General features: G+C 64.6%; 21 protein-coding genes and 1 pseudogene. 12 read left to right on the top strand and 10 right to left on the bottom strand.

Annotated elements, in window-relative coordinates:
- Positions 1-391 precede the first annotated feature (391 nt).
- Positions 392-2,560, bottom strand: coding sequence for a primosomal protein N' (locus WCJ41_RS14410; protein WP_336906529.1), 2,169 nt, complete (start codon positions 2,558-2,560; stop codon positions 392-394).
- Positions 2,561-2,614: 54 nt separating this feature from the next.
- Here WCJ41_RS14410 and pabB point away from each other — a divergent pair, with 54 nt between their 5' ends.
- The 12 genes from pabB to lpdA all read left to right on the top strand — a co-directional run bounded on the left by pabB (position 2,615) and on the right by lpdA (position 17,054).
- Entirely contained in the window at positions 2,615-3,955 is a 1,341-nt protein-coding gene (gene pabB / locus WCJ41_RS14405; protein WP_336906528.1) for an aminodeoxychorismate synthase component I, read from the top strand.
- Positions 3,952-4,515, top strand: coding sequence for an aminodeoxychorismate/anthranilate synthase component II (locus WCJ41_RS14400; RefSeq protein WP_336906527.1), 564 nt, complete (start codon positions 3,952-3,954; stop codon positions 4,513-4,515). Before pabB ends, WCJ41_RS14400 begins: the two co-directional genes overlap by 4 nt.
- Positions 4,512-5,378: an aminotransferase class IV gene (locus WCJ41_RS14395; protein WP_336906526.1), complete on the top strand. Its 867-nt coding sequence runs from the start codon at positions 4,512-4,514 to the stop codon at positions 5,376-5,378. Before WCJ41_RS14400 ends, WCJ41_RS14395 begins: the two co-directional genes overlap by 4 nt.
- Positions 5,379-5,409: 31 nt before the next feature.
- Positions 5,410-6,060: a fructose-6-phosphate aldolase gene (gene fsa / locus WCJ41_RS14390; RefSeq protein WP_336906525.1), complete on the top strand. Its 651-nt coding sequence runs from the start codon at positions 5,410-5,412 to the stop codon at positions 6,058-6,060.
- A gap of 130 nt (positions 6,061-6,190) precedes the next feature.
- Positions 6,191-7,282, top strand: coding sequence for a cell division protein ZapE (zapE, locus tag WCJ41_RS14385; RefSeq protein WP_336906524.1), 1,092 nt, complete (start codon positions 6,191-6,193; stop codon positions 7,280-7,282).
- Positions 7,283-7,415: 133 nt separating this feature from the next.
- On the top strand, positions 7,416-8,378 hold the full coding sequence (gene mdh, locus WCJ41_RS14380) for a malate dehydrogenase (RefSeq protein WP_336906523.1): 963 nt from the start codon (positions 7,416-7,418) through the stop codon (positions 8,376-8,378).
- Between the two features lie 44 nt (positions 8,379-8,422).
- On the top strand, positions 8,423-9,592 hold the full coding sequence (gene sucC / locus WCJ41_RS14375) for an ADP-forming succinate--CoA ligase subunit beta (RefSeq protein ID WP_336906522.1): 1,170 nt from the start codon (positions 8,423-8,425) through the stop codon (positions 9,590-9,592).
- Positions 9,592-10,467: a succinate--CoA ligase subunit alpha gene (gene sucD / locus WCJ41_RS14370; protein WP_336906521.1), complete on the top strand. Its 876-nt coding sequence runs from the start codon at positions 9,592-9,594 to the stop codon at positions 10,465-10,467. The genes sucC and sucD overlap by 1 nt, the downstream gene beginning before the upstream one ends.
- 200 nt (positions 10,468-10,667) lie before the next feature.
- Positions 10,668-13,637, top strand: coding sequence for a 2-oxoglutarate dehydrogenase E1 component (locus WCJ41_RS14365; protein ID WP_336906520.1), 2,970 nt, complete (start codon positions 10,668-10,670; stop codon positions 13,635-13,637).
- Positions 13,638-13,651: 14 nt separating this feature from the next.
- Positions 13,652-14,854, top strand: a complete 1,203-nt coding sequence (gene odhB, locus WCJ41_RS14360) for a 2-oxoglutarate dehydrogenase complex dihydrolipoyllysine-residue succinyltransferase (protein ID WP_336906519.1) — start codon at positions 13,652-13,654, stop codon at positions 14,852-14,854.
- A 51-nt stretch (positions 14,855-14,905) separates the two neighbouring features.
- Positions 14,906-15,652 carry an SDR family oxidoreductase gene (locus WCJ41_RS14355; protein ID WP_336906518.1) on the top strand — a complete coding sequence of 249 codons (747 nt, stop codon included), beginning with the start codon at positions 14,906-14,908 and terminating at the stop codon, positions 15,650-15,652.
- 13 nt (positions 15,653-15,665) lie between these two features.
- On the top strand, positions 15,666-17,054 hold the full coding sequence (gene lpdA / locus WCJ41_RS14350) for a dihydrolipoyl dehydrogenase (RefSeq protein ID WP_336906517.1): 1,389 nt from the start codon (positions 15,666-15,668) through the stop codon (positions 17,052-17,054).
- A gap of 123 nt (positions 17,055-17,177) precedes the next feature.
- Here lpdA and WCJ41_RS14345 read toward each other — a convergent pair whose 3' ends face one another.
- From WCJ41_RS14345 to WCJ41_RS14305, 9 genes and pseudogenes are all read right to left on the bottom strand, one after another.
- Complete coding sequence (locus WCJ41_RS14345) at positions 17,178-18,506, bottom strand: FAD-binding oxidoreductase (RefSeq protein WP_336906516.1); 1,329 nt, start codon at positions 18,504-18,506, stop codon at positions 17,178-17,180.
- 38 nt (positions 18,507-18,544) lie between these two features.
- Positions 18,545-19,480: a tyrosine recombinase XerC gene (locus tag WCJ41_RS14340; protein WP_336906515.1), complete on the bottom strand. Its 936-nt coding sequence runs from the start codon at positions 19,478-19,480 to the stop codon at positions 18,545-18,547.
- A gap of 153 nt (positions 19,481-19,633) precedes the next feature.
- Positions 19,634-20,242 (bottom strand): GNAT family N-acetyltransferase, encoded by a 609-nt coding sequence (locus WCJ41_RS14335; protein WP_336906514.1) that lies wholly within the window; start codon positions 20,240-20,242, stop codon positions 19,634-19,636.
- Between the two features lie 27 nt (positions 20,243-20,269).
- Complete coding sequence (locus tag WCJ41_RS14330; RefSeq protein ID WP_336906513.1) at positions 20,270-20,569, bottom strand: hypothetical protein; 300 nt, start codon at positions 20,567-20,569, stop codon at positions 20,270-20,272.
- A gap of 82 nt (positions 20,570-20,651) precedes the next feature.
- The gene (locus tag WCJ41_RS14325; RefSeq protein ID WP_336906512.1) at positions 20,652-22,151 is read right to left on the bottom strand and encodes a CoA-acylating methylmalonate-semialdehyde dehydrogenase; all 1,500 of its coding nucleotides are present in this window, start codon (positions 22,149-22,151) and stop codon (positions 20,652-20,654) included.
- Positions 22,152-22,540: 389 nt separating this feature from the next.
- The gene (locus tag WCJ41_RS14320; protein WP_336906511.1) at positions 22,541-22,984 is read right to left on the bottom strand and encodes a hypothetical protein; all 444 of its coding nucleotides are present in this window, start codon (positions 22,982-22,984) and stop codon (positions 22,541-22,543) included.
- A complete protein-coding gene (locus WCJ41_RS14315; RefSeq protein WP_336906510.1) occupies positions 22,981-23,352 on the bottom strand; it encodes a hypothetical protein in 372 nt (123 codons plus the stop codon). Before WCJ41_RS14315 ends, WCJ41_RS14320 begins: the two co-directional genes overlap by 4 nt.
- A gap of 58 nt (positions 23,353-23,410) precedes the next feature.
- Complete coding sequence (locus WCJ41_RS14310) at positions 23,411-23,596, bottom strand: hypothetical protein (RefSeq protein WP_336906509.1); 186 nt, start codon at positions 23,594-23,596, stop codon at positions 23,411-23,413.
- A pseudogene (locus WCJ41_RS14305) lies at positions 23,593-24,138 on the bottom strand (hypothetical protein); the annotation flags it as partial. The gene WCJ41_RS14310 and the pseudogene WCJ41_RS14305, both read right to left, overlap by 4 nt.

The following is a 24,138-nucleotide window of genomic DNA, read 5'->3' as shown; positions in this document are numbered from 1 at the left end:
CGTCATTCCAGCCGTCATTCCAGCCGTCATTCCAGCCGTCATTCCAGCCGTCATTCCAGCCGTCATTTCAGCCGTCATTTCACACCCTCTTAGCCGTCATCCCGGCGAAGACCGGGATCCCGCTTTGCTTCAGCGCGCACGGTAAAGGAAGCTGGGCCCCGGCTTTCGCCGGGGTGACGGCAAAAATGGGAGCAAGGTGCAAAACTGGAGTATGCCGAAACCTAGCACATCGAGCGCACGCTGTCAAGGACTAAATTCCTTAACCGATTTCACCCACTCCCCCATTCATCATCGCCGGGCTTGACCCGGCGATCCTTTTGGCGGCCTCGAAAAGGATGGCCGGGACAAGTATTTGGACCGGGGACATGATGTGTCAGTGGGGAATTCGCGACTAGAGAAAATTATACGGGTCCACATCCACCTGCAGCGCCAATGACCCTTTCGGTTTCACGTCCTTCAACCACAGCCGCAGGAACGCCTGCAGGTTCACGTCGCGCCCGGCCTTCACCAGAAACCGGAAGCGGTGCCGCCCGCGCACCATTGCGATCGGCGCCACGGCCGGGCCGAGCACGGTGATACCGTCCGCCAACGGAGCAATCAGCGACAGGCTGCGGGCGAAGCGCTCCGTCTCCGCCGCGTCATTGCCCGAGAGGATGATCGCCGCCAGCCTGCCATAGGGCGGCAGCCCCACATTCTCGCGGATCGCCTTTTCCTGGTTCAGGTAGGAATCGCGGTCGCCCTTCTTCAGCGCCTGCATCAGCGGGTGCTCGGGAAGGTAAGTTTGTACAAGCGCGCGGCCCGGCTTGGCGCCGCGCCCAGCGCGCCCCGCCACCTGCGCCATCAGCGCCCAGGTGCGCTCGCCGCCGCGCGGGTCTGATGATTCGAGCGCCAGGTCGGCGTCCACCACGCCCACCAGCGTCAGGTGCGGGAAGTGATGTCCCTTGGCCACCAGCTGCGTGCCGATGACGAGGTTGAACTGCCCCTCCTCCACATCGCGGATCGCATCGCGCAGCAGGAGCCCGCGCGACAGATCGCTGGAGAGAATTGAAATGCGCGCTTCCGGGAAACGAACAGCCGCCTCCTCCGCCAGCCGCTCCACGCCCGGCCCCACGGGAACCATCTTCCCTTCGGTGTGGCAGCTCGGGCATTCCTTCGGCATCGGTTCGAGGTGGCCGCAGTGATGGCACATCAACTGGCGGCGGAAGCGGTGCTCCACCAGCGAGGCTGCGCAGTTGGGGCATTCGAGCCGGTGGCCGCAGGCACGGCACAGCGTCAAGGGCGCATAGCCGCGCCGGTTGAGGAACAGCAGCACCTGGTCGCCCTCGGCCAGCGTCTTCGTCACGGCATCGAACAGCGGCGATGAAATCCACATGCCCGCCTCGGAGGTGACGCGCTTCATGTCGATCAGCCCAATCTCCGGCAGTTCCGGCCTTCCGTGGCGGTCCATCAGCCGCACCACGCCGTAGCGCCCGCGATCCACGTTCACCAGCGTTTCGAGCGAAGGCGTGGCGGAAGACAGCACCACGGGGAATTTCCCGATGGAACCATAAAGCACCGCCATGTCGCGCGCGTGATAGGGCACGCCGTCATCCTGCTTGTAGGCGCTCTCGTGCTCCTCATCGACGACGATGAGCTTCAGCTTCTTCCACGGCAGGAAAAGTGCCGAGCGTGCGCCCACCACGATCCGCGCCGTGCCATCGGCCACGCCGCGCCACACCCGCTCGCGCTCGCGCGGGCGCAGGTCTGAATGCCACTGTGCGGGCTCGCAGCCGAAGCGCCGCTCGACGCGTTCGATGAAGGGCTGGGTGAGCGCGATCTCAGGCAGCAGCAGCAGCACTTGGGCCCCTGAGGCCAGTGCCGCTGCCATCGCCTCGAAATAAACCTCCGTCTTGCCGGAGCCGGTCACGCCATCGAGCAGCATCACCTTGTGCTGGCGCTGGGCCACCACCGCGCGCAAGGCCTCCGCCGCCGCCTGCTGGTCCTTGGAGAGCGTGTAGCCGCCGCCATTGAGGTCCGGCTCGGGAAAGCGCCTCAGCGCCGGCAGCGCCACGGCCTCCAGCGCCCCATCCTTGGCCAGCGCCTTGATCACCGAGGTGCCAACGCCCGCCGCCTCGGCGAGTTCCGCGGCACGCATGGCGAAGCCCTCGCGGGCCACCTCCAGCACGCGCGCGCGCTGTGGGGTCATCCGTTTCGGAACCTGCTCGGTTGCGCGATAGGCAATCTGCTCGCGCGGGCCCTCGAAGGCGCCGGGAGACCTCAGCACCATGCGCAGCACGTTGCCAGCAGGCTCGAGGTAATAGGCCGCGAGCCAGTCGACGAAGCGCCGGTGCGTTTCGGAGAGCGGCAGCATGTCGAAGACTTGGCCGACGTCGCGAAGCTTCTTCTCGGTCTCCGCCTTGTCTTTCAGCGCCCAGACCACGCCGATCATCTGCCGGGGGCCCAGCGGCACCATCACATAGCTTCCCGCCTCCAGCGCCATGCCGTCGGGCACCCGGTAGGAATAGGGGCCGTCGAGCGCCAGCGGCAGCAATACCTCGGCTATGGCGGAATCGCGGGTCATCCTGTCTGAAATAGACTTGGGGGAGGCGCCCTTCCACCCTTATATGGCCAACCCATGAGGGAACCCCACGCCAGAGAGATCGTCTGCCTGGAGCCGTCCGCACTGGCGCTGCGGCTGAAGGGCCAGCGCCACCTGACGCTGCTGGAGAGCGTCATGCGCTCGGAGCATCTCGGGCGCTATTCCTTCCTCACCTGCAACCCGGCCGCCACCATCGAGGTGAATGCCAAGGGCACCTTCTTCAACGGTGTGCCGCACCGGAAAAGTGCCCTCACCCTGATCGACCGGCTGGTGAGCGACAACCGCCAGCGCCACCTCGTGGGGCTCCCGCCTTTCCAGGGTGGCCTCGCGGGCTATATCTCCTATGACTATGGCCGCCGGCTGGAGCCGCACGCGAAGATCCCGGATTTTGCCCCCCTCTGCGCGGACCTCATCCTCCACCACTATGACTGTGTCGCCGCCTTCGACCACATGCAGGAGCGCGCCTGGATCATTTCGGAAACGCCCGAGCGCGGCGACGAGATGGAGGAGCTGCTGCGCCACCGGCCCAAGGTGCCGGGCGGCCACGCCATCGAGGGCTGGCAGTCGAACTTCACCCGCGCGGATTACGAGGCGGCCATCGCCCGCACGGTGGAGCTGATCCTGGCGGGTGACATCTTCCAGGCCAACATCACCCAGATGTTCCAGGCGCCGATCCCGGAGGGCTTCGATCCCCTGGGCTTCTACCGCGTGCTGCGGCAGAAGAACCCCGCCACTTTCGCCGCCTACATGGATTACGGCACGATCCAGATCGCCTCGTCCTCGCCGGAGCGCCTGCTGCGTTACGATGGCACCACGGTCGAGGCCCGCCCCATCAAGGGAACCAGGCGGCGCGACAATGACCCGGTGCGCGATGCGAACCTGATTGCAGACCTGACCGCCAGCCGCAAGGACCGGGCGGAGAACGTGATGATCGTCGACCTGCTGAGAAACGATCTTTCGCGCGTCTCGAAGCCGGGCACGGTCAAGGTGCCCATGCTGTGCGGGCTCGAGACCTATGCCAATGTCCACCATCTCGTCTCGGTCATCACCTCCGAGCTGAAGGACGGCCATGGCGTGGGCGACCTGATCGGCGCCACCTTCCCCGGCGGCTCGATCACGGGTGCTCCGAAGATCCGCGCCATGGAAATCATCGCCGAGATCGAGCAGGCCCCACGCGGTGTTTACTGCGGTTCCATTGGCTACATCGGCTTCAATGGCCGCACGGATTTCAACATTGCCATCCGCACTGCGCAGTTCGCTGATGGCGTGGCCCGCGTGCAGAGCGGCGGCGGCATCACCGCGCGCTCGAACCCGGCCGCGGAGTACGAGGAGAGCCTCACCAAGATCAAGCGAATCATGGAGGCCTTCCGCCCATGATCCTGATCGTCGACAATTATGATTCCTTCGTCCACAACGTGGCCCGTTATTTCGAGGAGCTGGGCCAGCAGACCCGCGTGGTGAGGAACGACGAGGTGACGGCAGATGATCTCGCCGCCGCCAGGGCCATCGTCATTTCGCCCGGGCCCTGCACGCCCCACGAGGCAGGCCAGTCGATGGCGATCATGCGCGAATATTCCGGCAAGCTCCCCATCTTCGGCATCTGCCTCGGCCACCAGGTGATGGGCGAGGTCTTCGGTGGCCTCGTCACACGCGCAAAGCGCCCGATGCATGGTGACTCGTCCGAGATCAATCATAATGGAACGGGCATCTTCGAGGGCCTGCCGCAGCGCTTCAGCGCCGGGCGCTATCACTCGCTCATCGTCGAACTCGAGGGCCGCGACACGCCGCTCGTCGTCACCGCGAAAAGCGACGAGGGCGAGATCATGGGCCTTCGCCATGCCAGCCACCCGACTTATGGGGTACAGTTCCACCCCGAATCGATCCTCACCGAGGGTGGCTACGACATGCTGAGGAATTTCCTGAAGGCGGTGGAATGAGCCGCACCTGGTTCAACGGCGCCCTCATCGATGGTCCGCTGGAAGTGGCGCGCGGCGAGCGCGGGCTGCTGCTGGGTGACGGGCTGTTCGAAACCATGCTGGTGCTGAACCGCACGCCGCTGTGGGGCAACATGCACCTCGCAAGGCTCGAGGCGGCAGCGCATGAACTCGGCCTCGGCTTCCATCGCGACAGCCTGGATGATGCGATCGCCGAAATCCTTGATGGCATCCCGAAGCTCCACCACGTGCTGCGCGTGACGCTCACCCGCGGCAGCGCGGCGCGAGGCTTGGCGGCGGTGGGCGGCTCGTCCAGCCTGCTCCTCATGCTCGATGCCTTCGATGCCGCCATGATGCTGAAGCCCGTGGCGCTGTCCTCCACCGCCATTCGCCGCAACCCGGCCAGCGTCTCGTGCCGGTTGAAGACGCTGTCCTACATCGACAACATCGCAGCCGCCCGCGAGGCGTCGAGCCATGGCGTCGAGGACGCGCTGATGCTGAACACGGCGGGCAACGTCGCCTGCACCACCATCGCCAATGTCTTCCTGCTCAAGGGCAAGGCCCTCATCACCCCCGCCCGCGACCAGGGCATCCTCACGGGCGTCACCCGCCAGACCCTGCTCCACTCCGCCGCCCATCTGGGGTTGAAGCCGGAAGAGCGCGTGGTGAAGCCGGGGGAACTGAAGGACGCGGACGCCGTTTTCCTCACCAACAGCCTGCGCTTCATCCGCCCCGTCACCGCGCTGGACCGGGAGCCGCTGGCCCAGGCCGACCTCGCGCCCCTCGTCCGGGCCCTGTGCGAGGCCGCCCGCCTGCAATGCGGCCACGACCCGCGCATGGTTGATTTGGCCAGGGCCGGGCGGTAAGGCTCCGGTCCAGAGAGAAGGACCGCACCCCATGAAATTCTTTGCCGATACCGCCGAAGTGAAGGACATCCAGGAACTGAATGACTTAGGCCTGCTGGATGGCGTCACCACCAACCCGTCGCTCATCGCCAAGTCCGGCCGCAACTTCAAGGACGTGATCGCCGAGATCTGCGCCATCGTCGAGGGCCCGGTGTCGGCCGAGGTCGTCTCGCTCGATTACGAGGGCATGATGCGTGAGGCTGCCGACCTCCGGCAGATTGCCAACAACGTGACCATCAAGGTGCCGCTGACGCTCGATGGCCTCAAGGCCTGCAAGGCGCTCACCTCCGACGGCTGCATGGTCAATGTCACGCTGTGCTTTTCGGCCATCCAGGCGCTGCTCGCCGCCAAGGCCGGGGCCACCTTCATCTCGCCCTTCATCGGCCGCCTCGACGACATTCACCTCGACGGCACGGAACTCATCGCCGAGATCCGCCAGATCTATGACAATTACGCCTTCGACACGGAGATCCTCGCAGCCTCGGTGCGCACGGCACTGCATGTGAAGCAGGTGGCCCTGATCGGCGCCGACGTCGCCACCTGCCCGCCCTCCGTCATCAAGGGCCTCGTCAGGCACCCCTTGACCGAGAAAGGCATCGAGCAGTTCCTGGCCGATTGGAAGAAGACCGGCCAGACGCTCTGACTCACTCCAGACACATCATGCCCGGTCCAAACACTTGTCCCGGGCATACTTTGTGCGGCCCCGAAAAGGATGCGCGGGTCGAGCCCGCGCATGATGAAGGGGTGGGTACAGTCGGTAAGAATTGAGCACAATGTCCACCATCATCGCTGAATATGACCGCCGCTGCGACGCTGGCCTCATCCGGCCCGATGCAGCGCAGCGCGCCGTTGCTGCGAGGCTCGACGCGCTTGCGGTTGAACTGACGGCACAGGCCCCCGCCTCCGGCCTCCTCGCCCGCTTTAAGAAAGCCCCTACCGCGCCACATGGCCTCTACATCCATGGCGAGGTCGGCCGCGGCAAGACCATGCTGATGGACCTGTTCTACGAGACGGTCGAAGCAGCCTCGAAGCGCCGCGTCCACTTCCACGCCTTCATGCAGGACGTTCACCGGCGCCTGCACGACGCCCGCCAGTCGCATACCCAGGATGCGATTGCCCCCGTGGCCAAGGCACTCGCCAAGGAAGCGCGCCTGCTCTGCCTCGACGAGATGCAGATCACCGACATTGCCGACGCCATGATCATCGGGCGCCTGTTCGAAGGCCTGCTGGCCGCCGACACGGTGATCGTGACCACCTCCAACCTCGCGCCCGACCAGCTTTACCAGAACGGCCTCAACCGCCAGCTCTTCCTGCCCTTCATCGCGCTTATCAGGCAGCGGCTCGACGTCATCTCGCTCGACAGCCCGACGGACTATCGCCTCGGCCGCGTGAAGGCGCATGAGACCTTCCTCACGCCGATCTCGGCCCAGACCGACGCCCGCCTGCAAAACCTGTGGCAGCGCCTCACCGACACCGAGCAGGGCAAGCCCCTCGACATCGATGTGCTGGGCCGCAAGCTGCACGTGCCACAGGCCGCCCATGGCTGCGCCCGCTTCACCTTCGCCGAGCTCTGCGAGCAGCCGCTGGGCCCGCCGGACTACCTGGCGCTGGCCCAGAATTTCCAGATCCTGTTCCTCGAACACATCCCTGAGTTGAATCCGGATCGCCGCAACGAGGCCAGGCGCTTCGTGCTGCTGATCGACACGCTCTATGACGGCAAGGTCAGGCTGGTGGCCACCTCCGTGCAAGCCCCGGAGGGCATTTATCCGGCGGGTGATCACGCCTTCGAATTCGGCAGAACCGTCTCCCGCCTCAAGGAGATGCAATCGGCCTCCTGGTGGGGTAAAAAAATCGTCGAAACTTGACGTTTTGGTCAATTTTCTCCCCCAAAAGGACTAGCCGGGCGACTTGAAGGTGTTAGATATCGGGCCTACACAAACGTCACTCTTGCCGTGCAAAACGACCTGACGGCTTGGCCTTCAAGAAGGAATTCCAAACATGGCTCGGAAGAAAATCGCTCTGATCGGCGGCGGCATGATCGGCGGCACCCTCGCGCATCTCGCAGCCCTCAAGGAACTGGGCGATATCGTCATTTTCGACATCGCCGAGGGCCTGCCCCAGGGAAAGGCACTGGACATTTCCCAGTCCGGCCCGGTTGAGGGCTTCAACGCCAAGCTGACGGGCGCCAATTCCTACGAGGCCATCGCCGGCGCCGACGTCTGCATCGTGACGGCGGGCGTGGCGCGAAAGCCCGGCATGAGCCGTGACGATCTCCTGGGCATCAACCTCAAGGTCATGGCCTCGGTGGGTGCGGGCATCAAGCAGTATGCTCCCAATGCCTTCGTCATCTGCATCACCAACCCGCTCGACGTGATGGTCTGGGCGCTCCAGAAATATTGCGGCCTGCCGCCCCAGAAGGTGGTCGGCATGGCGGGCGTGCTCGACTCCGCGCGCTTCCGCCACTTCCTCGCCGAGGAATTCAATGTCTCCGTCCAGGACGTGACGGCCTTTGTGCTCGGCGGCCACGGCGACACCATGGTGCCCTTGATCCGCTACTCGGCGGTGGCCGGCATTCCGGTGCCGGACCTCATCAAGATGGGCTGGTCCACAAGTGAGAAGATCGACAAGATCGTGCAGCGCACGCGTGATGGCGGTGCCGAAATCGTCGGCCTGCTGAAGACCGGCTCTGCTTACTATGCTCCCGCCACCTCGGCGATCGAGATGGCCGAGAGCTACCTGAAGGACAAGCGCCGACTGCTGCCCGTCGCTGCGCACCTCACCGGCCAGTATGGCGTGAAGGACACCTATGTGGGCGTTCCCGTGGTGATCGGCGCCAATGGCGTCGAACGCATCGCCGAGATCGCACTCAGCGACGAAGACAAGGCAGGCTTCAAGAAGTCGGTCGATGCTGTGCACGGCCTGATGGACGCGGCGAAGGTCATCGCACCGGACCTGGCTTAACCCTCTCGCCTGATTGACGCGCACGTAACGCGAGGAACGCCCAGATGAACATTCATGAATACCAGGCCAAGGAAGTCCTCAGGGGCTTCGGCGTCACCACCGGCAAGGGCATCGCAGCCTTCACCGTCGACGAGGCCGTGAAGGCAGCGGAAACGCTGGGCGGCCCCGTCTGGGTCGTGAAATCGCAGATCCACGCGGGCGGCCGCGGCAAGGGTGGCGGCGTCAAGGTGGTGAAGTCCATCGACGACGTGAAGGCGGAAGCCAAGCGCATGCTCGGCATGACTCTTGTCACGCCGCAGACCGGCCCCGCAGGCAAGCTGGTGCAGCGCCTCTACATCGAGGAAGGCACCGCGATTGCCCGCGAGCTCTATCTCTCGATGCTGGTTGACCGCGAAACCTCGCGCGTTGCCTTCATCGCCTCCACCGAAGGCGGCATGGATATCGAGCAGGTGGCGCATGACACGCCGGAGAAGATCATCTCCGTGCAGGTCGATCCTGCCGCCGGTTACGCGCCTTATGTCGGCCGCCGCATCGCCGCGGCCCTCAAGCTCGAGGGCGACCAGGGCAAGCAGTGCGTGAAGATGATGGGCCAGCTCTACAAGGCCTTCGTCGACAAGGACATGAGCCTGCTCGAGATCAATCCGCTCGTCGTCACCAATGACGGCAAGCTGATCTGCCTCGATGCCAAGGTCGATTTCGACTCCAACGCGCTCGACCGCCACCCCGAGATCAAGGAACTGCGTGACCTTTCGGAAGAAGACCCGAAGGAGATCGAGGCCTCCAAGTTCGATCTCTCCTACGTGGCGCTCGATGGCTCCATCGGCTGCATGGTGAATGGCGCAGGCCTCGCCATGGCCACCATGGACATCATCAAGCTCTATGGCGCCGAGCCCGCCAACTTCCTCGACGTGGGCGGCGGCGCCACCAAGGAAAAGGTGGCAGCGGCCTTCAAGATCATCACCGCCGACCGACGAGTGAAGGGCATCCTCGTCAACATCTTCGGCGGCATCATGAAGTGCGACGTCATCGCCGAGGGCGTCATCGCCGCGGTGAAGGAAGTGGGCCTCAAGGTTCCCCTCGTCGTGCGGCTTGAAGGCACCAACGTGGACCTGGGCAAGAAGATCATCGCTGGGTCCGGGCTCAACGTCATCCCCGCCGACGATCTCGACGATGCTGCGTCCAAGATCGTCAAAGCAGTGAAGGAAGCGGCCTGATGTCCATTCTCGTCAACAAAGCCACCAAGGTCATCTGCCAGGGCATCACCGGCAACAATGGCACCTTCCACACCGAGCAGGCCATTGCCTATGGCACGCAGATGGTGGGCGGCGTCACGCCGGGCAAGGGCGGCGCCATGCATGTGGGCCTCCCCGTCTTCGACACCGTGTGGGATGCGAAGCAGGCCACGGGTGCGGATGCCTCCGTGATCTATGTGCCGCCGCCCTTCGCGGCGGATGCGATCCTCGAAGCGATCGACGCCGGGATCCCGCTCATCGTCTGCATCACGGAGGGCATTCCGGTGATGGACATGGTGAAGGTGAAGCGCGCACTCACGGGCTCGAAGTCGCGCCTCATCGGGCCGAACTGCCCGGGTGTGCTCACCCCCAACGAATGCAAGATCGGCATCATGCCGGGCAATATCTTCAAGAAGGGCTCGGTGGGCATCGTCTCGCGCTCCGGCACGCTCACCTATGAAGCGGTGTTCCAGACCACGCAGGAGGGCTTGGGGCAGACCACGGCCGTGGGCATCGGCGGCGACCCCGTGAAGGGCACCGAGTTCATCGACATGCTGGAGATGTTTTTGGCCGATGACGCGACCGAGTCGATCATCCTGATCGGCGAGATCGGCGGCTCGGCCGAGGAAGACGCAGCCGAGTTCATCGCGAAGTCCAAGAAGAAGAAGCCCATGGCCGGCTTCATCGCCGGCCGTACAGCACCTGCCGGCCGCCGCATGGGCCATGCCGGCGCCATCATCTCCGGTGGCAAGGGCGGGGCCGAATCCAAGATCGACGCCATGAAGCGCGCCGGCATCGCCGTCGCGGATTCGCCTGCTTTGCTGGGCAAGACACTGGTCAAGAAGCTGAAGGGCTGATTGATGCAAAGAGAACCGGTGGCACTCGCCTCCTCGTCCTCTCCCGCAAGGCGGGAGAGGAAGGGGCCCCAAGCGCAGCATGGGGGAGGTGAGGGGCCGCGGGTTCCGAACGCAATTCCCCTCACCTATCCCACCGCTTCCGCGGCGGGCCCCTTTCCTCTCCCGCTTCGCGGGCGAGGACGAGTCACGAGGATCATGGGATGAACAAGACCGATCTCACAACCGCTTTCGAGCAAACCTCCTTCCTCTATGGCGGCAACGCCCAATACATCGAGCAGCTCTACGCCAAGTATCTCGAGAACCCCGCCGCCGTGGACCAGCACTGGCGGCAATTCTTTGCCGGGCTGGAAGACAACGCGGCCCTCGCCAAGCAGCAGGTCGACGGCCCGTCATGGGCCCGCAAGGACTGGCCGAAGGCTGAATCGGGCGAGCTCGTCTCGGCACTCGACGGCAACTGGCCAGTGGTGCCACCGCCCGCCGCCAAGGGCGGCAAGGGTGCGGCACCCGAGGCCAAGGCACCCACCCTTTCGGCGGATGACGTGCGCAAGGCCACGATGGATTCCGTCCGTGCGCTGATGATGATCCGCGCCTACCGCATGCGCGGCCATCTGGCGGCCGACCTTGATCCGTTGAAGCTGGTCGAGCAGGAGAGCCTCCCGGAGCTCGACCCCGCCACCTATGGCTTCACCGCCGAGGACATGGACCGCCCGATCTTCCTCGATCACGTGCTGGGCCTCGAACACGCCACCATCCGCCAGATCACCGACATCCTGAAGCGCACTTATTGCGGCACGCTGGGTGTTGAGTTCATGCATATCTCCGACCCTGAGCAGAAGGCCTGGATCCAGGAGCGCATCGAAGGTGCCGACAAGTCCATCAGCTTCACGCCCAATGGCAAGAAGGCCATCCTCAACAAGCTCATCGAGGGCGAGGGCTTCGAGCAGTTCCTGAACGTCAAGTACACCGGTACCAAGCGCTTCGGCCTCGACGGTGGTGAATCGATGATTCCCGCACTTGAGCAGATCATCAAGCGCGGCGGCCAGATGGGTCTCAAGGAAATCGTGCTCGGCATGGCGCACCGCGGTCGCCTCAACGTGCTGGCCAACGTCCTGTCCAAGCCCTTCTCGGCGATCTTCCACGAATTCAAGGGCGGCTCGTCCACACCTGATGAGGTCGAAGGTTCAGGCGACGTGAAGTATCACCTGGGCTCCTCGTCCGACCGCGTGTTCGACGACAACACCGTCCACCTCTCGCTCACCGCCAATCCGTCCCACCTTGAGATCGTCGATCCCGTGGTGCTCGGCAAGGCGCGCGCCAAGCAGGACCAGCGCCACGACAGGGAACGCACCTCGGTGCTGCCGCTCTTGATCCATGGTGACGCGGCCTTTGCGGGCCAGGGCGTGGTGGCGGAATGCTTCGGCCTTTCAGGGCTTCGCGGCCACCGCTGCGGTGGCTCCATCCACTTCATCATCAACAACCAGATCGGCTTCACGACGGCTCCGCACTTCTCGCGCTCCTCGCCCTACCCCTCCGATGTCGCCAAGATGATCGAGGCGCCGATCTTCCATTGCAACGGCGATGATCCGGAAGCGGTCGTCTATGCCGCGAAGATCGCCATCGAGTTCCGGCAGAAGTTCCACAAGCCGGTCGTCATCGACATGTTCTGCTACCGCCGCTTCGGCCACAACGAGACGGACGAGCCGGCCTTCACCCAGCCGCTGATGTACAAGCGCATCGCCCAGCAGTCCACCGTGGTGCCGCTCTATGGCAAGCGCCTGATCGATGAAGGCGTCATCTCGGAAGCCGAATTCGACGCCATGAAGGCGGCCTATCGCAAGACGCTGGATGACAATTTCACCGTGGCCGAGAACTACAAGGCCAACAAGGCCGACTGGCTCGATGGCCGCTGGGCCGGCCTCAAGGCGGCGCGCGACCATGAGGAACCGCGCAAGGGCGAAACCGGCGTGCCGCTGGCAACACTCAAGGAGATCGGCCTCAAGCTCACACGCGTGCCGAAGACCTTCAAGGTCCACCGCACCATGCAGCGCGTGCTCGATGCGCGCCGCAAGATGATCGAGGAGGGCACCGGGCTCGACTGGGCCATGGGTGAACACCTCGCCTTCGGCTCGCTGCTGCTCGACGGCTTCCCCATCCGCCTTTCGGGGCAGGACGTGCAGCGCGGCACCTTCTCGCAGCGCCACGCCGTGCTCATCGACCAGGATACCGAGAAGCGCTACACGCCGCTCAATCACCTGGTGAAGGACCAGAAGATCAAGATCGACGCCATCAACTCCATGCTCTCGGAAGAGGCGGTTCTTGGCTTCGAATATGGCTACTCGCTGGCCGAACCCAACACGCTCACCATCTGGGAAGCCCAGTTCGGCGACTTCGCCAACGGCGCTCAAGTTGTGTTCGACCAGTTCATCTCGAGCGGCGAGCGCAAGTGGCTGCGCATGTCGGGCCTCACCGTGCTGCTGCCGCATGGCTATGAGGGCCAGGGGCCGGAGCATTCCTCCGCGAGGCTCGAGCGCTATCTGCAGATGTGCGCGGAAGACAACATGCAGGTGGCCAACGTCACCACGCCTGCCAACTACTTCCACATCCTGCGCCGCCAGCTGAAGCGCGACATTCGCAAGCCGCTGGTCATCATGACGCCGAAGTCGCTGCTCCGTCACAAGCGCGCCACCTCGCCGCTTTCCATGATGGATGCCGGCACCACCTTCCACCGCCTGCTGTGGGACGACGCCGAGATGCTGCAGGGCGAGGTGATCAAGCTGAAGCCGGATGACAAGATCCGCCGCGTCATCCTGTGCACCGGCAAGGTCTATTACGATCTTTACGAGGAGCGCGAGAAGCGCGGCCTCACCGACATTTACCTGCTGCGCGTCGAGCAGCTCTACCCCTGGCCGCACAAGGCGCTCATCAACATCCTGTCGCGCTTCAAGGGTGCCGAGTTCGTGTGGTGCCAGGAGGAGCCCTACAACATGGGCGCCTGGAGCTACGTGCAGCCCAACATCGAGCGCGTGCTCGACTTCATCGGCGCGAAACACACGCGGCCCCGCTATGTAGGCCGCGCGGCGTCCGCCTCCACCGCAACCGGTTTGATGAGCCGGCACCTCAAGGAACTGAGAACGTTCCTCGACGAGGCGCTGGGCGAAAACAAGGCTTGAAGGAACAGACAAAGATGGCAAAGGAAATCCGCGTTCCGGCTCTGGGTGAATCGGTCACCGAGGCGACGATTGCGAAGTGGTTCAAGAAGGCCGGCGAGGCGGTGAAGGCCGATGAGCCACTGGTCGAACTCGAAACCGACAAGGTGACGGTGGAAGTCCCCGCCCCCGCCTCCGGCAAGCTCTCCTCCATCTCCGCCGAACCGGGTGTCACGGTGAACGTCGGCGCCCTGCTCGGCATGATCGAGGAAGGTGCTGCAGGCTCCGCCCCCGCCAAGGCAGCCGAAGCGCCGAAGAAGGCCGAAGCGCCTGCAAAGGCCGCCGAGCAGACGCTGTCGCCCGCCGTCCGCAAGATGGTGGAAGAAAACAAGATCGACACCGCTGCCGTTGCCGGCACCGGCAAGGACGGCCGCCTCACCAAGGGCGACGTGATCGCGCATCTTGAAAAGCCGGCAGCAGAGGCCAAGCCGCTGGTGATCCCCGCAGCTGCGGCACCTGCCGCACGCGCCCCGTCTGATGCCTCGCGCGAAGAGCGCGTGAAGATGTCGAGGCTCCGCCTCACCATCGCACGCCGCCTCAAGGATGCGCAGAACACCGCCGCCATGCTCACCACCTTCAACGAGGTGGACATGACGGCGACCATGGCGCTGAGGAACCAGTACAAGGACATTTTCGAGAAGAAGCACGGCGTGAAGCTCGGCTTCATGAGCTTCTTCGTGAAGGCCTGCATCCAGGCGCTGAAGGAAATTCCGGCGGTCAATGCCGAGATCGACGGCGACGACATCGTCTACAAGAACTTCTACAACATCGGCGTGGCGGTCGGTACCGAGAAGGGCCTCGTCGTGCCCGTGCTGCGCGATGCCGACATGCTGTCCTTCGCAGGCATCGAAAAGACCATCTCGGAATATGGCAAGCGCGCGCGTGACGGCAACCTGCAGATCGCCGACATGCAGGGCGGCACCTTCACCATCTCGAATGGTGGTGTGTATGGTTCGCTGATGTCGACGCCCATCCTCAACGCACCGCAGTCCGGCATCCTCGGCATGCACAAGATCCAGGAGCGCCCGGTGGCCATCAACGGCCAGGTGGTGATCCGCCCGATGATGTATCTGGCGCTGTCCTATGACCACCGCATCGTCGACGGCAAGGAAGCCGTCACCTTCCTGGTGCGCGTGAAGGAAAATCTCGAAGACCCGCAGCGCACGATTCTCGACCTTTAATCTCACGATGGCCGGGCCTGACCCGGCCATCCCTTTGGGCACGATGACACAATGACCAACATCGCCATCGTCACCGGCGGCAGCCGCGGCATCGGCAGGGCCGCAGCCCTCAAACTCGGCGCTGCGGGCTACACCGTCGTCGTCAACTACACGTCGAACGCCGCCGCAGCCGACGCGGTGGTGAAGGCCATCACGTCCAAGGGTGGCAAGGCCGTCGCCGTCAAGGGCGACGTGGCCAAGGAGGCCGATATCCTCGCCCTCTTCGCCGCGGCCGACAAGCTGGGCACCTTGAAGGTGCTGGTCAACAACGCCGGCGTCATGGACCAGCAGAACCGCCTGGACGAGATGACGAGCGCGCGCATCCGCCGCATCCTCGACATCAACACCTTCGGTTCGATCATCTGCGCCCGCGAGGCGGTGAAGCGCATGTCGACGAAGCATGGCGGCACCGGCGGCTCCATCGTCAACATGTCATCCGCCGCCGCCTATCACGGTGCCCCGGGCCTCGGCGTCGAATACGGCGCCTCAAAGGGTGCCATCGACGTGCTCACCATCGGGCTTGGTCGCGAGGTTGCCGCCGAAGGCGTGCGCGTCAACGCGCTGCGCCCCGGCATCATCGATACCGAAATCCACGACAGCTCGGGCATCCCCGGCCGCGTCAAGATGATGCGTGACGCGATCCCCATGAAGCGCGAAGGCACGGCCGACGAAGTGGCGGATGCCATCATGTGGCTGTGCTCGGATCAATCCTCCTATGTCACCGGCGCCATCATCCCCGTCGCCGGCGGGCGCTGCTAACAGGAACAGAACCATGGCGAACCAGTTCGACGTCACCATCATCGGCACCGGCCCCGGCGGCTATGTCTGCGCCATTCGCGCGGCCCAGCTCGGGCTCAAGGTCGCGGTGGTGGAGAAGCGCGCCACCCATGGCGGCACCTGTTTGAACGTCGGCTGCATCCCCTCCAAGGCGCTGCTGCACGCTTCCGAACTCTATGCCGAATCGAAACATGCCTTCGCCAAGATGGGCATCAAGGCGGAAACCTCGATCGACTTCCCGAAGATGATGGGCTTCAAGCAGGAAGCCATCGACGGCAACACCAAGGGCATCGACTTCCTGCTGAAGAAGAACAAGGTCACCGTCTTCCACGGGACGGGCAAGATCGCCGGGCCGGGCAAGGTCACCGTGGGCAACGACACGCTCGAGACCAAGTCCATCATCATCGCCACGGGTTCCGATGTCGCGAAGCTCAAGGGCATCGACGTCGACGAGAAGCAGATCGTCTCATCGACCGGTGCCCTCGTGCTGGAGAAGATTCCCGCCTCGCTGGCCGTCGTCGGCGCGGGCGTCATCGGCCTCGAGTTGGGTTCCGTCTATGCGCGCCTTGGCGCCAAAGTCACGGTGATCGAATATCTCGACCGCATCCTGCCGGGCATGGACCTCGACGTCGCCAAGAACTTCCAGCGCATCCTGCAGAAGCAGGGCTTCGCCTTCCGCCTGTCCTCCAAGGTCACGGTTGCTGTAAGGTCAAAGGACAAGGTCACCCTCACGGTGGAACCCGCAGCAGGCGGCACGCCTGAAACAATCGAGGCCGAAGTGGTGCTCGTCGCCGTTGGCCGCACGCCCTACACCGAGGGCCTGGGCCTCGACGCCGCAGGCGTGAAGCTCGACAACCGTGGCCGTGTCGAGGTGGACGACCACTTCCAGACCAATGTGCCGGGCATCTATGCCATCGGCGACGTCATCCGCGGCCCCATGCTGGCCCACAAGGCGGAAGACGAAGGCATCGCACTCGCCGAAATTCTCGCCGGCCAGGCGGGCCATGTGAACTACGGCGTCATCCCCGGCGTCGTCTACACCAGCCCGGAAGTCGCCGCTGTCGGCAAGACGGAAGAGGAGCTGAAGGCCGAAGGTGTTGACTACAAGGCCGGCAAGTTCCTGTTCCTCGCCAATGGCCGCGCCAAGGCCAACCAGACGACCGATGGCTTCGTGAAGGTGCTGGCCGATGCCAAGACCGACCGCGTGCTGGGCGTCCACATCGTCGGCCCGATGGCGGGCGAGTTGATCCACGAGGCCGCCGTGCTGATGGAGTTTGGCGGCAGTGCCGAAGACCTCGCCCGCACCTGCCACGCGCACCCGACATTGTCAGAAGCCGTGAAGGAAGCGGCCATGGCGGTGGCGGGACGGGCCATTCATTCGTAGGGCGCGCAACACTGCCGACAAGTCATCATGGCCGGGCTTGACCCGGCCATCCTTTTTCGCGGTCGCCAGAGAGGATCGCCGGGTCAAGCCCGGCGATGATGAATGTGGGAGGATGTGAGCGGCTCACAGCCCCGTCGTTGGCCGCGGATTCGTCCCGTCGAAGAACCGCGTGTATCGGAACGGTGAAGGGTCCACACAGGGGCTTTCACCCGTCACCATCTCCGCCATCAGCTTTCCCGCGCCCGGCCCAAGGCCAAAGCCGTGGCCTGAGAAGCCGGTGCACAGATGGAAGCCCGGCAGCTTCTCCACTTTTGAAATGATCGGCACTGCATCCGGCGTGGCATCGATGCAGCCTGCCCAGCGTTCGGCGATCTTCATCGGCCTGAACGCAGGGAAATAGTCCTTCAGCTGCGCCGCGGCGGTATCGAGAATGTCAGCGATGGGCTCGGGGTCGAGGATACGCACCTTCTCGAAGGGCGAGACCTCGTCGAGCGCCCAGCGCCGCTTGAGGCTGGCCTCCTCGATGAAGCGCTTGCCGAGCCGCAAGCGCAGGCCCTTCCGATCCAGCATCAGCGCGGGCAGGAATTGGCGGAACAGCCGGAACGAGTCCGGCACGATATCGGCAACCGAGAAATGATTGTGCGCGATGGTGAAGCCGCCATCCATCCGCTTGCGGATGGCAAAGCCACCACCGGAGGACGTGCGCGTCAGCCCCGTGTCGATGGGCTCGGTGCGCATCACCGAGTTGACGACGGAAAGCTGCGGCAGCGCGATGCCGAGGTTGCCGCAGAAGCGGCGCGACCACGCACCCCCTGCCAGCACCACCGTGTCGCAGGCGATTGAACCCCTCTCGGTGACCACGGCGGAGATGCGCCCACCCTTCGTCTCCAGCCCGCGCACGGCGCAGTTGGTGAAGACCTTGCCGCCCTTGGCGCGCAGCGCCTCGGCCATCAGCGGCACGGCAACGAAGGGCTCGGCCCGGCCATCGTTGGGCGTATAAAGCGCGCCCTTCCAGGGCCTGGTGCAGCCGGGCAGCAGTTCATTCGCTTCTGCCGCCCCGATCATGCGCGTCGCGAGTCCGGCAGGTTTCGCATTCTTTTCGAACCAGTTGCCCTTCTGCGCCAGCTGCTCGTCGGTTTCACAGAGATAGAGGATGCCGCAGCGGGTGAAGCCTGTGTTGCCCTCGACGCGCGTATCCATGCCGTCCCACAGCCCCATGGACACCTGGATCAGCGGAATCTCGCGGGCATCGCGGCCCATCTGGCGGCACCAGCCCCAGTTGCGGCTGGATTGCTCGGCAGCGATCTCGCCCTTTTCCAGCAGAACCACGTCGAGCCCCCGTTCGGCGAGTTCAAGTGCGGTGGTAACGCCAGCAACACCGCCGCCGATCACACAAACGGCGGCCTGTTTGGGGAGTTGGGTGTCGGGGTGAACGATCTTGATCTTTGGCATGGCCAAAAACTAGCCCGGCCACATTCGGACTTCCACCCTCACGCGCGCGGGTGTGCCTTGCGGTACTGTGCCAGCAGGTGCGCGCGGTTGACTTCGGTATAGATCTGGGTGGTGGACAGGCTGGCATGGCCCAGCAGTTCCTGGATCACCCGCAGGTCGGCGCCATTGGCGAGAAGATGCGTGGCAAACGAGTGGCGCAGCGCATGCGGTGTGGCCGTCTCGGGCAGGCCCAGCGCGCCGCGCAACCGGGCGATCAGCAACTGGATGTTGCGCGCATTCAGCGGCCCGCCCTTCACGCCCCGGAACATCGGCTCTCGCGGCTTGAGGGCGAAGGGACAGAGATCGCGGTAGAGCGCGATGGCATCGCGTGCCACCTGCAGCAGCGGCACGAGGCGGGTCTTGTTGCCCTTGCCGGTAATGCTCAAGGTCGTCGCCTCGGCTTGCGCCGTGGTGAGGCTCAGCGCCTCCGAGATGCGAAGCCCGCAGGCATAGAGCAGCGTCAGCACCGCCTGGTCGCGGGCCAGCACCCAACGCGGGGTTTCATCGGTGGCCAGCGCATCGGCCTTCGCCACTTGCCGCGCCTTTTCGGGCGACAGCGGTTTCGGCACCGCATGCGGCAATTTAGGAGATCTCAGCGCGGAGAGTGCCGGGTTGCGGAACAGCCCCTTCTTCTCGGCATGACGATAGAAGGAACGCAGGCTCGAGAGCTGGCGTGCCAGCGTGCGGCTTTCCACGCCCTGCATCCGCCGCCGGGCGAGAAAGGCGCGGAAGTCGGAGACGGTGAGCTCCGCCAGATCGCGGTTTCCCGGCGCGCCACCCAGATGATCGCCCATGAATTGCGCGAACTGCCGTAAGTCCCGCGCATAGGCCTCCAGCGTCTTCCCCGACATGCGCCGCTCGGACTTGAGGCTCGTGAGCCAGCCCTGCGCGGCGGCAAGCGCATCGGGGCTCAGGCTGGTGGCGAAGTCGGACATGGGGCGGAAGGGTAGCGGATCAAATCTTAAGAACCGTCAACCGGAACTTCCCGTCCCTCATCATGCCCGGGCCCGACCCGGGCATCCTTTGCGGGCGCCGGCACAGAGGATCGTCGAGACAAGCCCGGCGATGATGGCTTGGGAAGAGCCGCATCAGCCCTCGATCAGCGGCGCACTCGGGCTCGCATGTTTCGGCATATGACCCATCAGCCGCGGGTCGGGGTGGACCTCCACCATCACGGCATAGGGCCGGAAGCCCGAACGCTGGTAGAAGGCAAGCGCCGAGGGGTGGTCGAAGTGGCAGGTGTGCAGCCACAGCCGCGAGATCGGTGCGGCCCAGGCCCGCGTGAGTGCCTCGTTCATCAGGTAGCGGCCCGCACCACCGCCCACGGCGGTTGGTACCACGCCGAAGAACGACAGCTCGCACTGCCCTTCTTCGCGGAAATCAAGTTCGAGGAGGCCGATGTCCCGGCCCTCCTTCACCAGTGCGAAGCAGAAGACGTTCGGATCGCCGATGATGCTGCTCAGCGTCTCCTCGGGGATGATCAGCCGCGAGAACCACATGATGTCCTGCCCGATGGCGCGGAACAGGCCGCGAAAGCGTTCAGTGTCGCCAGCGCCCATGCGTTCGAGCGTGAAGCCGGCCTCATGTGCGGGGCGCAGCGCAGGCTTTGCGTGCATCTCGAGGCAGGTCACCACATTGGCCAGGTGGGCGGGCGGCAGCGGGTGGTAGCCGACGGGAAGCGGTGTCTCGTGCATCATGATGGCGCGATGTCTAGCGCCGCGCCGTCAGCGCCGCAACCGCTTGACGTTCGCCTTCACGCGCTTGGCAGAGGGGCCAAGGGCTGCCTGCATCAGGCGGTCGGCTCCGCCCGCGGCCCAGGGTGCGGCCATCATCATGAAGAGTTCGGTCTGCACCGCAAAGCAGGTCTCGGCAAAGGCCATCTGCTTCTCGACAACCATCTTGGTCGCCTCGGCGTTGGAGGCGGCGGTCGGGTTCAGCATGCCCCACCACAGCCCGGGCATGCGCCGCGCGATCACCTCGGCGGAGGAGATCCCCATGTCGAAGGCCGAATGCCGCTTTGCCATGCCGTGAACTCCCATAGTCGAGTAGTAGAAACAGAATGGCGGCCCCGGTGTTCCGGGGCCGCCCGCTTTTGCCGCAGCTTGTTCAGCGCATCGTCGGGATCGAGAACTGCGCGCCTTCCTTGATGCCGGAAGGCCAGCGCGCCGTCACCGTCTTGGTCTTGGTGTAGAAGCGCACCGAGTCAGGTCCATGCTGGTTCAGGTCGCCGAAGGCCGAGCGCTTCCAGCCGCCGAAGGTGTGATAGGCCAGCGGCACCGGAATCGGCACGTTGATTCCCACCATGCCGATCTGGCAGCGCGAGGCGAAGTCGCGCGCGGTATCGCCGTCGCGCGTGAAGATCGCGGTACCGTTGCCATATTCATGGTCGTTCACCAGCTTCAGGCCTTCGTCATAGGTCTTGGCGCGCACGACCGAGAGCACGGGGCCGAAGATCTCTTCCTTGTAGATCTTCATGTCCTTTGTCACGTTGTCGAACAGCGTGCCGCCGAGGAAATATCCATTCTCGTAGCCCTGCATCTTGAAGCCGCGGCCATCAACCTTCAGCGTGGCGCCTTCCTTGATGCCCTGGTCGATGTAACCGACAACGCGGTCCATCGCCTGCTTCGTTACCAGCGGGCCATAGTCGGCCTCGCGGTCGGTGGAGAGCCCCACCTTGAGCTGCTCGACGCGCGGCATGAGCTTTGCGACCAGCGCATCGGCCGTCGCCTCGCCCACGGGCACCGCGACCGAGATCGCCATGCAGCGCTCGCCAGCCGAGCCGTAGCCCGCACCGATCAGCGCATCCACCGCCTTGTCCATGTCGGCGTCGGGCATGATCAGCATGTGGTTCTTGGCACCGCCGAAGCATTGCGCGCGCTTGGCCGCGTTGGTGGCACGCGAATAGACGTAATGCGCAATCGGCGTCGAGCCGACGAAGCCTACCGCCGCGATGTCCGGATCATCGAGGATGCCGTCGACGGCTTCCTTGTCGCCGTTCACCACGTTGAAGATGCCGGCGGGAAGCCCCGCCTCGAGGAACAGCTCGGCGAGCCGCATCGGACAGGACGGGTCACGCTCCGAGGGCTTGAGGATGAAGGCATTGCCGCAGGCAATCGCCGGTGCGGCCTTCCACAGCGGGATCATGGCCGGGAAGTTGAACGGCGTGATGCCCGCCGCGATGCCCAGCGGCTGGCGCATCGAATACATGTCGATGCCGGGGCCGGCGCCATCGGTGTAATCGCCTTTCAGGAGATGCGGGATGCCGCAGGCGAATTCGACGACCTCGACGCCGCGCTGCAGGTCGCCCAGCGCGTCCGGGATGGTCTTGCCATGCTCCATGGAAATCAGCGTGGCGACCTCCTCGGCATGGATGCGGGCGAGTTCGAGGAAGCGCATCATCACGCGGGCGCGGACCTGCGGGTTCTTGGCGGCCCACTCCGGCTGTGCGGCCTTGGCGTTTTCCACCGCGGCGCGGAGTTCGGCGGGCGATGCCAGCGCCACCCGGGCCTGAACTTCGCCGGTATTGGGGTTGAACACGTCGGCGGAACGGCCAGACGTGCCCTTCACATGCTTGCCGCCGATGAAATGTCCGATTTCCTTGACCATGAGGCCATCCTCCAAACGAAACTGAAACGGTGGCGCAACCTAGAAGCCCCCCGCCACCCCGGCAAGGGTCAGCCCCGCCAGCCCGTTAAGGCCAGGCCTCCCGCGCCCGCGCAGAGCCATGCAGGAGCAGCATGAATCAATTATTAGAGTCCATCGCACTGCAACACATTCTTAACTTCGTCTGTAGAAATTAAGGTCGGCAGGAACGACCGCCGATGCAACGCCACCTGCAGAAGTACCGCATCCGCGGGCTCTGGCGGCTCGAGACCGAGGCCTTCCGCCGTCACTTGCTGCGGCTCGATTCCGAGACCCGCCGACGGCCTTGTCCATCCTTGGCGAAGCCATGCACGGCACCAGCGATTTCGTGACGGCGGTGTTCGACTGGTCGCCTATCGGGCAATCGCCACGGCCGGAACCCAGGCGTATCCGTCATCATCGAGGATGACGCATTCGCGAAGCCCGTGTGGCTTGTCGATGCTGCCTGCCAGAACCGTGAATCCCAGTTCGCGCGCCTTCGCCTCGGCCACGTCCGGGTCACAGCCATAGAGCCGGAGCTCGACACCAGCACCCCGCGCCTCCAGCCCCGCCACGATGCCGGAAAGCGCATTGTCGCGATAGGCATGGTCGGCATGGAACATGAAGTCCTGCCCGTTCCAGCGCAGGGCGGCAAAATCCGCATCGTCATAGAAGCTGGTAGCGCCCAGAACCTCGGTTGCGAAGGTCACGGCGCGCGGCACGTCGGTCACCAGCAGGTTGAAGCCGAGGCCCCTGAGGGCGCGGCCATAATCTTCGGCGGAAACAGGTGGCGTCTTGTCGGGTTCTCGCTTCTTCATGAAGCGATGTGAACATGTGCACGCTCGGCGTGCAAGTTCCACATTACGGCACAGGCAGGAATCCGCTTTGGGTCGGCAATGCCATGGCGCTTCATGGCGATGAGGAAGACCACCGCCGCATCGGCGACCGCTTCAGACAGGTCCGCCGCGGGCAGACCCTCCTCCAGCAGTTCCATCAGGTGCAACGCCGCGGCGTCGCTGAGTTCGGCCGCCTCACTGGCCGTGAGCTCCGTTGCCGCCTGCCAGCTCTGGGCCAGGTCGGCATCGTCCATTTCGGCGACGAGCTGCGGGCCGATGGTGAAGGCCAGGCGCCCGGCCGCCGAACGATAGCCGGGGGAGACGAGAGTGAACGAGACATCGGAAGCCATGCAACACCTCACACAACAGACTTGTGGACCAGCATGCGCCCAAGCCTTTGCGGGATGGTTAACGCCCCTTGAGCGAGGCTTGCTGCATTTTAGGGAAGTGCGCGACTTGCGGGGCGGGCGTCGCGTCGTCTCCCGCATCCATCATGCCCGGGCCAAACACTTCGTCCCGGCCATCCTCTTTGGTGGCCACGCAAAGGATGCCCGGGTCAAGCCCGGCGATGATGAGCTTGGGCTTTGCGTTCAACGCGTTTCATAGGCCATCGTCCTCCACGCCGCCTGATACTCAGCGAGCCCGGCAATCTCCGCAGCCTTCACCTCCGCCATCCTGATGGCGATGCTCGGCAGCCTGCCATCCTCGATCATGGCCAGTGCTGCCGCACCCGCCGTCGTGCCGTCACGCAATGCCGAGGCCTTCACCTTCTGTGCGGGCCTCAGCGCGGCCAGCACGGCGAGCAGCACCGGGTTCTGCGAGAACGGTCCGTCGACGATGATGTCGTCCTTAGAGGTGATCGCGTCCAGCTGCTCCGATACCATCTGCGCACAGTAAAGTGCGGCGAGCGAGGCACGCTCCTCTGCGCTCTCGGCCGCAGGCCCCTTCACGTAACCCTTGCCGAGTGACGCTGGCACCGGTCCGCTGGTCATGGTGAAGGACGGCACCGCGAAGGTCCGGCGCTGCACCAGGTCCTGCACACAGGCCAGGCTCGCGGCCTCGGCAGGTGCGCCATTGGCCACCGCCGCAAACTCCATGCCGCCGAAAAAGCGGCTGCAGCACACGTTGCGGCCCAG

The organism is Aestuariivirga sp. (assembly GCF_037139295.1).
Taxonomy (GTDB): Bacteria; Pseudomonadota; Alphaproteobacteria; order Rhizobiales; family Aestuariivirgaceae; genus Aestuariivirga.
The sequence above is the reverse complement of the archived record's forward strand: the minus strand, read 5'-3'. Positions and strand labels throughout refer to the sequence as shown.

Excerpts from the sequence above, each read along its gene's own strand:
- WCJ41_RS14410 (WP_336906529.1), bottom strand. The coding sequence starts at position 2,560 with ATGACCCGCGATTCCGCCATAGCCGAGGTATTGCTGCCGCTGGCGCTC.
- pabB (WP_336906528.1), top strand. The coding sequence starts at position 2,615 with ATGAGGGAACCCCACGCCAGAGAGATCGTCTGCCTGGAGCCGTCCGCA.
- WCJ41_RS14400 (WP_336906527.1), top strand. The coding sequence starts at position 3,952 with ATGATCCTGATCGTCGACAATTATGATTCCTTCGTCCACAACGTGGCC.
- WCJ41_RS14395 (WP_336906526.1), top strand. The coding sequence starts at position 4,512 with ATGAGCCGCACCTGGTTCAACGGCGCCCTCATCGATGGTCCGCTGGAA.
- fsa (WP_336906525.1), top strand. The coding sequence starts at position 5,410 with ATGAAATTCTTTGCCGATACCGCCGAAGTGAAGGACATCCAGGAACTG.
- zapE (WP_336906524.1), top strand. The coding sequence starts at position 6,191 with ATGTCCACCATCATCGCTGAATATGACCGCCGCTGCGACGCTGGCCTC.
- mdh (WP_336906523.1), top strand. The coding sequence starts at position 7,416 with ATGGCTCGGAAGAAAATCGCTCTGATCGGCGGCGGCATGATCGGCGGC.
- sucC (WP_336906522.1), top strand. The coding sequence starts at position 8,423 with ATGAACATTCATGAATACCAGGCCAAGGAAGTCCTCAGGGGCTTCGGC.
- sucD (WP_336906521.1), top strand. The coding sequence starts at position 9,592 with ATGTCCATTCTCGTCAACAAAGCCACCAAGGTCATCTGCCAGGGCATC.
- WCJ41_RS14365 (WP_336906520.1), top strand. The coding sequence starts at position 10,668 with ATGAACAAGACCGATCTCACAACCGCTTTCGAGCAAACCTCCTTCCTC.
- odhB (WP_336906519.1), top strand. The coding sequence starts at position 13,652 with ATGGCAAAGGAAATCCGCGTTCCGGCTCTGGGTGAATCGGTCACCGAG.
- WCJ41_RS14355 (WP_336906518.1), top strand. The coding sequence starts at position 14,906 with ATGACCAACATCGCCATCGTCACCGGCGGCAGCCGCGGCATCGGCAGG.
- lpdA (WP_336906517.1), top strand. The coding sequence starts at position 15,666 with ATGGCGAACCAGTTCGACGTCACCATCATCGGCACCGGCCCCGGCGGC.
- WCJ41_RS14345 (WP_336906516.1), bottom strand. The coding sequence starts at position 18,506 with ATGCCAAAGATCAAGATCGTTCACCCCGACACCCAACTCCCCAAACAG.
- WCJ41_RS14340 (WP_336906515.1), bottom strand. The coding sequence starts at position 19,480 with ATGTCCGACTTCGCCACCAGCCTGAGCCCCGATGCGCTTGCCGCCGCG.
- WCJ41_RS14335 (WP_336906514.1), bottom strand. The coding sequence starts at position 20,242 with ATGATGCACGAGACACCGCTTCCCGTCGGCTACCACCCGCTGCCGCCC.
- WCJ41_RS14330 (WP_336906513.1), bottom strand. The coding sequence starts at position 20,569 with ATGGCAAAGCGGCATTCGGCCTTCGACATGGGGATCTCCTCCGCCGAG.
- WCJ41_RS14325 (WP_336906512.1), bottom strand. The coding sequence starts at position 22,151 with ATGGTCAAGGAAATCGGACATTTCATCGGCGGCAAGCATGTGAAGGGC.
- WCJ41_RS14320 (WP_336906511.1), bottom strand. The coding sequence starts at position 22,984 with ATGAAGAAGCGAGAACCCGACAAGACGCCACCTGTTTCCGCCGAAGAT.
- WCJ41_RS14315 (WP_336906510.1), bottom strand. The coding sequence starts at position 23,352 with ATGGCTTCCGATGTCTCGTTCACTCTCGTCTCCCCCGGCTATCGTTCG.